The following is a 12,031-nucleotide window of genomic DNA, read 5'->3' as shown; positions in this document are numbered from 1 at the left end:
TGACTAGCGAGCGCTCACCAGTCACTAGTCACTGATAACTGAAAGGAGTTATATGAAAAAAGTTTCTGTGGTAATTGCAGTTTTCCGTTGTGAGAAGTATATCAGTGCCACAGTCCAGTCGGTGTTAGACCAAACATACAAAAATCTAGAGATCCTGATAATTGATGATGAGTCTCCAGATCGATGTGTAGAAATTTGTCAGCAATTTACCGATCCCAGAATTCAGATTATTCGCCAACGCAACCGAGGCTTGGCTGGTGCGAGAAACACGGGTATTCGTCATGCTAAAGGAGAGTATATTGCTTTTTTAGACGGAGACGATTTATGGTTGCCGCAAAAGTTAGAGAAACATATCGAGCATTTAAACAACTTTCCTCATGTGGGAGTGAGTTTCAGTCGTTCGGCTTTAATTGATGAAACGGGGCATCGCTTGGGGACTTATCTCATGCCGCAGCTAGACAATATTTCCCCAGAGTGCCTGCTGTGCGATAATCCTGTAGGTAATGGTTCGGCGGCGGTGTTGCGCCGAGAAACTCTCGATGCGATCGCTTTTACCGATTATCGTCACGAAACTCCAGAAAAATTCCCAGAAATATTTTATTTTGACGAGCGCTTTCGCCAAGCAGAAGATGTTGAATGTTGGCTGCGGATTGCGATCCAAACTCAGTGGCAATTTGCTGGCATTCCCGAAGCTCTTACTTTGTATCGCGTCAACTCTGGCGGACTCTCAGCCAATCTGCTCAAGCAACTAGAATATCTAGAACAAGTTATCGAAAAAACCCGCTCCTACGCACCAGAATTTATTTCTGAATGGGAAAAACCTGCCAAAGCGTATCACATGCGTTATTTGGCTCGTAGTGCCGTCCGTCTCAAAGCGGGTGCGATCGCTGTAAAGCTCATGCATCGCGCTCTAGCAACTCACTGGGGTATTCTGTTGTCAGATCCCCGTCGCACGCTGATGACACTGGCTGCTGCTTATCTGTTATGGCTGCTCCCTACCTCGATTTATCGTCAGATTGAGGCTTTGGCAGCTCAATCAATGGGAGCTTGGCAAAAAAACCGCATCCACCGCGATCGAGAAATAGAAGTTGGAAGCTAATCAGGGAGCAGGGAGCAGGGAGCAGAGAGAAGAGGCTGAGGGAGCTGAGGAGGCTGAGGGAGCTGAGGGAGCAACTACCAACTATCAACTACCAACTACCAACTACCAACTACCATCGCTGCTGACTTACGACTTACAACTTATAACTTACGACTTATCTTATGTTGTTACAAAGAACGTCACTAGAACGCATTAGAGCCTCTAATTTTAAGTCTTATCTCCCGATCGTCTTAACTCTTGTAATCGGCATCTTTCTACGATTTTTCCTTTTGCAAGATAAGAGCTTATGGCTAGATGAAGGTGCTAGTTTATATTATTCTGACGGCACGAGCATTCAAGCTATTATTTCCACAATTGTGACTACAGATACTGGCGATCGCTTTCAGCCATTTTACTATTTAGTCTTACATTTCTGGCGACAAATCTTTGGTAGTAGCGAGTTTGCTGTCCGCTCCCTTTCTGCTTTATTAGGAATTGGCACGATCGTTGTTTTGTGTACTACTGCATGGCAACTTTACGGTAGGAAACATGCTCTATGGTTGACGCTCTTTCTATCGTTTAGTGCTTACGGAGTTTATTACAGCCAGCAAACGAGAGCGTATACTTTACTCTTATTTTTAGCATCTCTGCAATTATATTTTCTCAGCCAAATCTTACCGCAAAAAAATGTTAGAGGTACGGCGATCGCACAGGTGCTATTTTGTATAACTACAGCGATCGGTCTTTTTTGTAGCATTTTTATTGGAATTTATACCCTTGCTCTGTGTGTCGCTCACTTCCTCGTTTCTAGAAATATTAAGCGCTGGCTGCAATGGTGGCTACCTGTAGCAATTGCCTGTGTACCTGCGGCAATATTTTATCTAGCTTCCCCCGTAGCTACCGATCCGACAAAAGTTCACGTCACGCCATCAAATCAGTCAGTTATTCAGAATATAGCTTTTGTTTTCTATGGCTTATTAGTTGGAGAAACCTATGGTCCACCAATCGAACAGATGCGTGGTGGCGATCGCCTGCAACTCGTTTTCAGCTATTTGCCTGTTCTCTTACTATTTGTATTAGTTGCTGGCATTATTTTTATCGGACTTGTCAGAGGCTTAAAAGCGCGATCGCCAGAATATAAACAATATCGTCCAATCGACAGGTTTTTTCTGATTACCTTTTCAGCAGCTTTTATTATCGCACTTGCCTTTGCAATTGTGACGAAATTTAATTGGCTCCCTCGCCATTCTTTTTATATTTATATTCCTCTAGCGTTTCTATTACCAATCGCGCTTAGACTTAGTTCTTCTAGTAAAAAAAAGAACTGGCAACATTTGTATCGATGGGCGTTTATTGTGTTACTACTACTCAATTTATATGCCAACTACAACTATTATTTTGAACCCAGATATCAGCGGGAAAACTACCGTGAAATTGCCCAATATCTGAGTAAGAACAATAGCCAAGATAGCAAATCCGTGCTTCTGTACGGCGTGCCTTACTTGCTACCTTATTATGGCGATACTCTAACAATAGACGGCTTAGGACTAGACACAACTAAATTAGCAGCAGAAGTCAGTCGCGTTACTGAAAACGCAAACACGGCAATTATTGCCATTAGCGACCAAGCTTTTTGGGAAAAGAAAAGAAATTTTGATTTAGAAAGCTCAATGGCTAAATCTTACAAACTAGAGTCTCATCTGCCACTGACTAATTTTGATATCTATCATTACGTGAAGAAGTAGTTTTTGATTCGCGGGTATGGGGAACAGTGAGAGGTGAGAAGTGAGAGGCTTTTGACTTGCGACTTCTCCCTTGTTCCCTTTAAAGCCACAGATGCGATCAAAATTTCAATATATTACAAATATTTTATCAATTTAATAAGAAAAACTTTACAAAAGAATAGATCGGTATTTGGTTATTCAGTAATCTTTGCTTTATTCAGAGTTTGGTAAATTTTTATAATATCAATACATCGCGAATTGGCTATTTTGTAATTTAGATATTTAAAGTTATATTTTCGACTCGTTTCGTAAACCAAGCGATCGATACAACTACTATAACGAAAGGGTTGCAAGCTAAATCACCTACTTAGTATTTTCGTTTGCCAGAAATAATACTCCGTTTTAGCTGCACAAATACTGCACAAAAAAAAATTTTTTCTTGACTCTACACCGATCGAAATGGTTTATTAATACGGTGCGTCAAGAGATAGCTCTTTGTTTGTTCGGCACTCAATAGCTCATCAACAACTGCTATCTCCTCTTGAAATTGAATTAAAAGGAAATATTTACATGCAACAAAACCTTCGGTTGCGTAGCTGGAAGGATAAGGTTTTGCTGGTTTTTAGTGCCTTGATGATGGCGTGTTGCCCCACAGCAGCACTAGCCGATCCTCCTGCTGGTAACTGGCAACTCAAGTTTAGTGATGACTTCAACGGTTCTGGATTAGATACTGGTAAGTGGACTCCCTGTTTTTATTGGGCTCCCAATGGCTGTACGAATGGCGGTGCTGGCGATTTGCAATGGTTTAGCCCGAATAATGTATCAGTAGGAGGTGGAATCTTACGTTTGCGTGCAGAGCGAAAGCCGTCTAACGGTTTAAACTACACTTCTGGAATGATTGCATCTCACGATAAGTTTGCTTTTCAGTACGGTTACGTGGAGTTTCGCGCTAAAGTGCCTAAAGGCAATGGCTTCTGGCCCACATTATGGTTGTTGTCACAAAATAAAAACTGGCCCCCAGAAATAGATGTTGCCGAATTCGTAGGTTCTAATACAAACAACGTCCACATGACGATCCACTATAAAAACGGTAGTGGCGCTCACGAATCATCATCTGGCTGGTGGGGTGGAATTGATTTTTCTGGCGGCTATCATACCTATGGCTTGTTATGGGAAGCAGATAAACTGGTTTGGTACGTAGATGGTGTCGAACGACGACGTTATACCAATAGTGGTAATATTCCCGACGAAGCAATGTACGTTACAGCAACTCTTGCTCTCGGCAAAGCGTGGACGAATAGCCCTCCCGACAACTCTACGCCTTTACCAAACAATCTAGAAATCGACCATATTAAGGTTTGGCAACGCAATTAGATTGTCATTGGTAATTGCGTGGTGAAGCAGCGAACGGTGAAGCGTCTTCACCGATGTTAGCTGCGTCGTGGTGCGTGGTGTGGTAATCGGTAACTGATAACCGATAACTGATAACTGATAACTGATAACTGACTTCCCATTCCCACTACAATAGAAAACGCAGAGCTTTGATTTTCCTTGAGTGGATAAGCCTTCAAATTTGTTACTTAAGCTCAGTCGGCGTTTATTTGACGATTCAACAGCACAAGAGCAATTTATTCAAGCCTTAACTCAGCCGCAATCTTTTCCTACCTGCATTATTTGGTGTCGGCAAAAGCCTGAATCTTTACCATTTACAGTAACAACTGCAACTACATGGCAACCTGATTTTATAGATTGCGTATCACCTGGTGAAAAACCAGGACAGTTTCCTTTACATGAGGACGGTTATTACTATTGCTTAGATTTTTCCTCAGTATTTGCTGCTTCAACCTTGCTAGCTATCTCTCAACCCATTGCAACTATTTTGGATATGTGTGCTGCACCAGGAGGAAAAGGAATTTTCGCTTGGAAAGCATTACAGCCAGAATTACTGATAAGTAATGAAGTTATTGGCAAGCGTTTGGGAATGCTAATTTCTAATTTAAAACGTTGTCAAATTAGTCCTACTGCTGTCACCAATCTCGATCCGCAGATGTGGAGCCAGCGCCTACCTCATACTTGTAGTCTTGCAATTGTTGATGCTCCTTGTACCGGACAATCTTTGTTAGCTAAAGGTGATAAAGCATTAGGATGTTTTCATCCGGCTTTAATTAATAAAAACGCTAGCAGGCAAAAAAGAATTATTGCTAACTCGGCTCAAGTTGTTGCTCCTCAAGGCTATCTCGCCTACATGACTTGTACTTATTCAATCGAAGAAAACGAGCAAGTGTGTGAGTGGTTTTTGGCTAGATTTCCGCAATTTCAGCCTGTTGAAATTTCTCATTTAGCGCGTTATAAATCTCATTTAACCACCATTCCTTGTTATCGTCTATTCCCTCAAGATGGTATGGGGGCAGGAGCTTTCACTGCCTTGTTTCAAAATCAGGAAAACATGAATCAAACATCATTAAATAAACAACTATTAAATTTAGAGATGCTGCAACAACAGCAAATTTTCCCTAAATTTATTAACTAAATTTTTCTGTAATGAGGGTTTGCATCGATTTTCCTGCTGCTGACCAGTTAAGACGAGTTTCATATTCGTGAAATGAACTATATGCTAGTTGTTTGTATTGGGCATAGTTAGTAAATAAATGGGCTATGTACTCGCAATAGTCTTTAACGTCAGCGTCTAAGGCAAATAGTTTTCCATTCACATTATCTTGAATAATACTAGGAATCCCGCCAACTTTAGTTGTCAGACAAGGAACTCCAAATGAATTAGCTTCGCAAAGCACATTTCCATAAGTCTCGGCTCTAGATGGTAAAATTAGAAAATGAGACTCAGAAATTAATTGATTTAAGCGATCGCTACCCTTTGGATCGGATTTTTTGATAAACCCAACATTAACCACGTAATCTGGTAATGGTTCGTCGGTTATAGGTTGACAACCAACAACTGTTAACTCAACATCGATACCTAGTTGTTTGAGTTTTTTAGCAACTTTTAAAGCTATATCTCCCCCTTTACGATACCAACTGACTCCGAGAAACAATAACTTACATCGCTCTGTTGTTCTTGCTTCTACTAGGTTTTGAATGTCATTAATCGTGCGATCGCATTCTATGTTGGCTCCATATGGTACGATCTCAATCTTACTACGATCGATTTGATAGCTATTTATTGCCGCTTCCGCCGCCCAAGTAGAGGGAAAAACCGCCAGTTGCACTTTACTAAGGGCAAGTCGATCGAGCGTTACGAGATCGTCAATCGTTTCTCGGCAAAGATTGCTAAAATCATCGTAGAAATCAATGCAAGCTCCATAAGTATTTGTCGTCCATAAAACAATTGGCTGCTGGCATTCGACATAGGCAATTGTAGAAATATCTGGACAAACAACTAACTGAGAGTTACTATTTGACAATTTGGTATTAATTTGTCGAGCGTAATTCTTTTGCAAATCGATTGCAGCCCAATCGTAATAAGCTTTGGTAGACAAATATCTATACAAACGTCTTTTGAATTTAGTCCCTAGAGAATGCCGTTCTGTTAACGGACCAATATATTCAAAATCGGGAAACCGATCTTTGAGTGATTGGGCTTTGTAGTAACTCGTGCCACTAAACCCGATTGCTTTTGGATGCCACTTATTGCTGTTGAAAATATCATAATGAGTCACAAAAGCTATGTTCATATTTAGTTAAGTTCAGCAAAATCTAGCAAATTATAACAGAACTTGCTCAAAAAACTAGACTTGCTATATTAAATCCATAATTAACTTTTTTGCTTCCTTGGCTGCCACAGTCCAGTTGAGCCGAATTTCATACTCGTAAAAAGAAGAATTGGCTAATGCTTTATACCGCTCGTAATGCTCGAATAAATGTGTTACGTAAGTGCAGTACTCGGATATATCTGTATCTAGGTCGAAGACTTTTCCATTTACATCATCGTTAACAAGTGTTTTAATTCCACCTACATTTGTAGTTAAACAAGGAACGCCAAAAGAGTTAGCTTCAATTAAAACATGAGGAGCGCAATCGGCGCGGGTAGGTAGGATCAGAAAATGCGAGTCAGCTAAAATTCGATCGAGCGCAGTTCGACCATCTGCTGTTGATTTATTAATATAGCCAATAACTTTAACGTAATTCGGTAAGGTTTCCGACTCAGGTGGATGACATCCTACTACAGTTAATTCTGTTGGTAAACCAGCCTCATTTAATGCTTTGGCTACTGCTAAAGCTACATCTCCACCCTTACGCAACCATTCCACGGCGAAAAATAGCAGTTTGCAAGTTTTGTTATCCCTCGCTTCCACGATATGATTCACATCATCAAGGCTGCGATCGCATTCTATATTTGCACCCCAAGGAATGACTCTGACTTTTGATGGTTCGACACCGTAAGCGTCAATTGCAGTTTGAGCCGCCCAGTCAGAGGTATAAATCATCATCTCACAGCGATCGAGTGCTGCTTTTTCCATTGCCGTAATATTATGAAAGTTTTCTCGGCAGAGATTACTGAGATAAGGATAAAAGTTTATCAGTGAATAAAGTGTCGCATCAGACCATAAAATTATCGGCAGATCGGACTCAAGATATGAAATTGGCAGAGAATTTTCTGGACACAAGATTGCATCCGAATTGAATTGCGACATTTTCTGTATGGCTTGATTGGCATAATTGCGCAAAACAGCAGGATCGGTCCAGTGATAGTATTGCTTTTTCAGCACAGAAGTATATATTCGCCGTTTTACTCTAGTCGATAGCGTATTTTTTGCCTCTAAAGGTCCCACGAGATCGAGTTGTACGTTTTGTGCTTCTAGAGTCCTTGCTAGGAAATAGCCTGCTGCACATAAACCAGATTGGTACTTGGGCCACTTTGCCTGATTTAGAACATCATATGTAGTGAGGTAAGCTATTTTCATGACTTCAGATATAAGTGGCTGTAAGGTTTAAATTGTCTGAATGCTGAATCGTAGAACCACCAACTATATTTGGTACGAACGGATGTTTAAACGGTAAAAGCAGATACTACAGCGTGCATCGTTTGCTAAGGTGGCGATCGCGTACAATCTATCGAGCATTTGCTCAACAGTGTCAGAATCTATAATTTCCACTTATTATGATGTTTAACTCGGGAACATACTAACAAACATCAAGCCCCAGAACCAACTTATAACACTTTATGTATTGAATTTTACAATTTTCAGCAGAATGGCTGGTCTCAAAATCGTTCCATGCCAAACTTAGCAGCGATCCAAACTACTGAGTGATGAAACAGACATTATCTTATCTATTAATGCCTGATGCTCGTTGACTTTTTTGGTTAAAAAAAGTTCCCTCATCATTGCTGCCTCAGTTTTTATTCATTAGACCACATTATGTATTCCAGTATTTGGCAATGCCAATATTTACGCAAAATACTGCAATCTAGCTATGTCGAGAGGAAGACGCTATTATCCGCTACCTGTAGCTAGCATAAAACTGAAATATAGTTGAAGGACAATTAAGTAATTGAAGACCCAGCTACGATTCTTGCTGCGGAGCCTTTTTAACTGTAAGTCCGATTCTATTGTCGGTCAGCAATCTTTACGTGAGAGCGAGTACGTACAACTGCAATTCTGATACATGCAACGAACAACGCGCTCTGCTCAGATGGTAAGCAGACATTAGAAATTTGTACCTGAAGCATCTCAGGCTGAGAAAAAGTAGACTGTTTCTTTTGATACTTCTATCTCGTCAGTACAGTAAAAATAAAGCTGATAACGTTCGTAAATACCACCAACTTACATATAAACTACTGCATTGCGACATATTTCTATGAAATTGTTATCTCTTGAGGTGTTATTAAATAAACAAATATAAAGTTTTTCCAAGGGTTGACAACTAGATTGCACACCTAATAGTATACTATGGCAATTTCATGGCATGATTACCGGAATGATAGGAGGAATAAACTGGCTACTCAATATGTTTTGGATGGCAATGTCGGTAAATACAGCTATAACTAGTTGGTGTAACTGGTCAGTAGATCGTTAAGTGACAGTCTCAGTTTAAGGCTCGATTGAGGAGCTAATAAATCAATGCGGAAAGTTAATCTATTAAACTTGGATTTTGACAATTTAAGTATCAAAGAACTACTGAGGCAGCTAAAGTCAGGGGTTGTGTTTACGCCTAATGTAGATCATCTGATGAAGTTACAATGCGATCGCGAGTTTTTGCGAGCTTACGAGATAGCTGATTACAAACTATGTGATAGTCAAATATTGGTCTATGCCTCGCGATTTTTGGGTACGCCAATTAAAGAAAAACTCTCTGGCTCAGATTTTTTTCCTGCCTTCTGTGCCTATCACAGAAACAATGAAAAAATCAAGATTTTCTTACTAGGTGGACAAAAAGAAACTGCGGCTAAGGCACAAGAAAAGATCAATAAAAAAATAGGTAGAAATATAGTAGTTGCCGCTCATTCTCCCTCTTTGGGATTTGACCGTAACGAACTAGAATGCGCGGAAATAGTTGAAATGATTAATCGCTCGGGAGCTACAGTATTAGCAATCGGAGTGGGAGCGCCAAAACAAGAAAAATGGATTTATCAGTATCGAAACAAGCTACCTAAGATTGATTTTTTTTTGGCTATAGGTGCAACGATTGATTTTGAAGCAGGAAATGTCAAGCGAGCGCCGAAATGGATGAGCGAAGTAGGCTTTGAATGGTTGTATAGACTTTTGTTAGAACCTCATAGATTGTGGAAAAGATATTTGGTAGAAGATCTACCCTTCTTCTGGTTAATTATTAAGCAAAAGTTCAACATATATACAATTCCCCACAGAGAGAAGCGAGCCTATAAGTAAGGTAACTAGCAGTTGATTGAATTTGGTTGAAAGCTGTATAGAGACACGATATTTCGCGCCTCTATAAGTAGCTTACAACTTTAGTCAAAAGACATTTCTTCTAGTTCTCACTCACCACTTCTACGATTATTTTGGAGTCAATTTGATGTAGTCAAACGCTAGCTTATAACTGCTACTTTGGGCGTTTTTATCCACTACAGTGAATTTAAACGATTTGTTGCCAGACGTATCGAAGGTAATGTTTCCTAAATCTAGCTCTACATAATCAGAAGATGAAGCATAGAGGTCTTGAGGATCGCCGCAATTAGTACCACCAATCGAAAGTTGAAATTTGCCTCTATTGTGATATCGTTTGACTCCAACTCTGACATTAAAAGTTCTGGCTTCTGGTACGTTGACTGTATAAGTGACAGAATCATCGACTTTATTCGAGTCAAGCATCGTTCCCATGTGATTGCTTAACTTAGCATCTGCTTTGGCGTTCCCTAAAAACGTTACATGAGCCACGTTGAATTTAGCTGCTACTTTTAACCCTTCAGTTTCAGAAATTATCGGCGTGACTGCGCGTGTTGAGGGACTATCTTTGTGTCGCCACACCTTGATGTAATCGACGTTGTAGTAACTGGGAAATGGAGTTGTCTCATCTGGTGGGGTATTAATCCAAGCCTTGCCAAGGGCAAATGTTGCCATCACATACATTGCTTCCGCAGAAATATGTTCTGTAGCCGTGTAGCGCCGCCGTTCTATACCATCGATATACCAAATGATTTCTTTCGGATTCCACTCCACAGCATACGTATGGTAGTCGGCAGAATAATCAACTCCGGTATGTCCCCAAGGAGAGCTTAGGTGCTTGCTAGTTGGAGTGGAATAGTGGTAGGTCATATGCATTTTGTTGGGTTCGCTACCTAAATACTCAGCAATATCAATTTCTGGAGGCCAAGCTCTACGTTGAGACGCTAGCCAGAAAGTTGTCCAAAAACCCCGACCGTTAGGCATTTTTGCTCGCATTTCGGCATAACCATACTGAAAAGCAAACTTATCGTGCGAGGACACCATTCCAGAGGTATATTCATAGCCATTCATTTTGCGTTTTTGCGCTCTCAAACGGAGAATCCCATTGTTCACAAACACATCATCTGGCTGATACCACTGCACGTCTCCACTACCGCCATTCGTACAGCCAGTGTTGCCCCACCAATAACAAGTACTCCATTTCTTTTTGTCAAGTTGCGTACCATTAAAATCATCGCTGAACACGAGCGCCCAACCATCGCCAACAGGGTCGGCTAAGGCACTACTAGGACTGCACAGTACAGCTATTAGGCTCAATCCTTGCAGGATTTTTTTAGTATATTTAAGAAGATGAGGATATTGCTTCACAATATGTGTCCTATAAATAATTAGGTTGATGATGGAATCTCAAATGAATTCCAGATAGACAAGTTATTTGCTGAAAAAATTTGCACGAGCCAACCTATACTTCAGTCATTTCGCCTGAAGTTAAATTGTGGGAAGCTGGCATGACAAATTTACGAAGATACTTGCGTAACTACGGCGATTTGCTCAAGCACATAAATTAGAACAATAAATGTACAAATAGCTATTAATAAAAGGCTATTGATTACCACATAATCTACCTATAAATTGATAGATATGTTTGAATAATCCTGTTGGTTTGAGCTAGACTTTTGAATGATTTAAACGTTATTAGCGTTAGCAATCTATATACAAATTTAACTATTTCTTTATTATGACTCAATCGAGATTTCACGGAAAATTGCGAACAGAGAGTTTTTACTGAGAGGTAAGATGAAATTTTATTGTTTCTTTAAAAACTTTTGATAAAGTAGTGTTTTGCAATACAAAATTTACGTAATCTTTTAAAAAAACTAGCTCGTATCAAAATTTTACTTACAAATTTGTAGCAACAAAAACAAATAACTCAATAAAAAATCAACCTTTAATAGTAGCAATAGATCTGCGATCGCACCTAAAAATACGCACGACGTGCTTATATGTAGTAATATTACTGACAAAGATGAACTCATAGTTAGCGAGTAGCTAACGGTTAGTAGCTCAACTGAGAACCAACCCTAGCCTCTCTCGCTCAATCTTCATTTCTTAACTGCCATGCTGCGCCAAACGCTGCACCTGCACCTGCAATTAATCCCGTACTCATGCCTTGTAAAGTTTTCATGACAGAATTTTGAGTCAAACAGTCGCTGGTGACATTGTTAGCTTGCAAACACTGTTTACTTTCCGCCCAGCTGGACGTACCCCCCAAAATCACTCCGGCTGCGCTACAGGACACAATCAGAAGTGTAAGACGCTTTGTTTTTCTATCCATAGATAGATGCTAAATTTTCTAATAAATGATTTTT

At 40.1% G+C, this 12,031-nt stretch carries 10 protein-coding genes; 6 read left to right on the top strand and 4 right to left on the bottom strand.

The features are described 5' to 3' along the window. Positions 1-52 precede the first annotated feature (52 nt). The 5 genes from QH73_RS07895 to QH73_RS07875 all read left to right on the top strand — a co-directional run bounded on the left by QH73_RS07895 (position 53) and on the right by QH73_RS07875 (position 5,332). Positions 53-1,099, top strand: a complete 1,047-nt coding sequence (locus QH73_RS07895; protein WP_039716856.1) for a glycosyltransferase family 2 protein — start codon at positions 53-55, stop codon at positions 1,097-1,099. Further along, a complete protein-coding gene (locus QH73_RS07890; RefSeq protein ID WP_132866811.1) occupies positions 1,089-1,295 on the top strand; it encodes a hypothetical protein in 207 nt (68 codons plus the stop codon). The genes QH73_RS07895 and QH73_RS07890 overlap by 11 nt, the downstream gene beginning before the upstream one ends. After that, the gene (locus tag QH73_RS07885) at positions 1,261-2,823 is read left to right on the top strand and encodes a glycosyltransferase family 39 protein (protein WP_039716857.1); all 1,563 of its coding nucleotides are present in this window, start codon (positions 1,261-1,263) and stop codon (positions 2,821-2,823) included. The genes QH73_RS07890 and QH73_RS07885 overlap by 35 nt, the downstream gene beginning before the upstream one ends. A gap of 549 nt (positions 2,824-3,372) precedes the next feature. Continuing rightward, positions 3,373-4,176 carry a glycoside hydrolase family 16 protein gene (locus QH73_RS07880; protein WP_052290193.1) on the top strand — a complete coding sequence of 268 codons (804 nt, stop codon included), beginning with the start codon at positions 3,373-3,375 and terminating at the stop codon, positions 4,174-4,176. Positions 4,177-4,357: 181 nt separating this feature from the next. Beyond that, on the top strand, positions 4,358-5,332 hold the full coding sequence (locus QH73_RS07875; protein ID WP_039716858.1) for an RsmB/NOP family class I SAM-dependent RNA methyltransferase: 975 nt from the start codon (positions 4,358-4,360) through the stop codon (positions 5,330-5,332). Here QH73_RS07875 and QH73_RS07870 read toward each other — a convergent pair. Next, entirely contained in the window at positions 5,325-6,491 is a 1,167-nt protein-coding gene (locus QH73_RS07870; RefSeq protein ID WP_039716859.1) for a glycosyltransferase family 4 protein, read from the bottom strand. The two genes, QH73_RS07875 and QH73_RS07870, sit on opposite strands and share 8 nt — an antisense overlap. 63 nt (positions 6,492-6,554) lie before the next feature. After that, the gene (locus tag QH73_RS07865) at positions 6,555-7,721 is read right to left on the bottom strand and encodes a glycosyltransferase family 4 protein (RefSeq protein ID WP_039716860.1); all 1,167 of its coding nucleotides are present in this window, start codon (positions 7,719-7,721) and stop codon (positions 6,555-6,557) included. Between the two features lie 1,158 nt (positions 7,722-8,879). Between QH73_RS07865 and QH73_RS07860 the strand changes: the two genes are divergently transcribed. After that, positions 8,880-9,647: a WecB/TagA/CpsF family glycosyltransferase gene (locus QH73_RS07860; RefSeq protein WP_039716861.1), complete on the top strand. Its 768-nt coding sequence runs from the start codon at positions 8,880-8,882 to the stop codon at positions 9,645-9,647. 126 nt (positions 9,648-9,773) lie between these two features. Here QH73_RS07860 and QH73_RS07855 read toward each other — a convergent pair whose 3' ends face one another. After that, on the bottom strand, positions 9,774-11,030 hold the full coding sequence (locus QH73_RS07855) for a glycoside hydrolase family 16 protein (protein ID WP_165587639.1): 1,257 nt from the start codon (positions 11,028-11,030) through the stop codon (positions 9,774-9,776). A gap of 727 nt (positions 11,031-11,757) precedes the next feature. Continuing rightward, positions 11,758-11,997 (bottom strand): hypothetical protein, encoded by a 240-nt coding sequence (locus tag QH73_RS07850; protein WP_015154818.1) that lies wholly within the window; start codon positions 11,995-11,997, stop codon positions 11,758-11,760. Positions 11,998-12,031: the final 34 nt, after the last annotated feature.

The sequence above is a fragment of the Scytonema millei VB511283 genome (assembly GCF_000817735.3).
In the GTDB taxonomy this organism is placed as follows: Bacteria; Cyanobacteriota; Cyanobacteriia; order Cyanobacteriales; family Chroococcidiopsidaceae; genus Chroococcidiopsis; species Chroococcidiopsis millei_B.
Note: the sequence above shows the minus strand (reverse complement) of the source record. Positions and strands in the feature narration are given on the sequence as shown.

Bases quoted from the DNA above. Each gene is read 5' to 3' on its own strand.
- QH73_RS07885 (WP_039716857.1), top strand. From the start codon at position 1,261: ATGTTGTTACAAAGAACGTCACTAGAACGCATTAGAGCCTCTAATTTT.
- QH73_RS07850 (WP_015154818.1), bottom strand. From the start codon at position 11,997: ATGGATAGAAAAACAAAGCGTCTTACACTTCTGATTGTGTCCTGTAGC.
- QH73_RS07880 (WP_052290193.1), top strand. From the start codon at position 3,373: ATGCAACAAAACCTTCGGTTGCGTAGCTGGAAGGATAAGGTTTTGCTG.
- QH73_RS07895 (WP_039716856.1), top strand. From the start codon at position 53: ATGAAAAAAGTTTCTGTGGTAATTGCAGTTTTCCGTTGTGAGAAGTAT.
- QH73_RS07865 (WP_039716860.1), bottom strand. From the start codon at position 7,721: ATGAAAATAGCTTACCTCACTACATATGATGTTCTAAATCAGGCAAAG.
- QH73_RS07860 (WP_039716861.1), top strand. From the start codon at position 8,880: ATGCGGAAAGTTAATCTATTAAACTTGGATTTTGACAATTTAAGTATC.
- QH73_RS07870 (WP_039716859.1), bottom strand. From the start codon at position 6,491: ATGAACATAGCTTTTGTGACTCATTATGATATTTTCAACAGCAATAAG.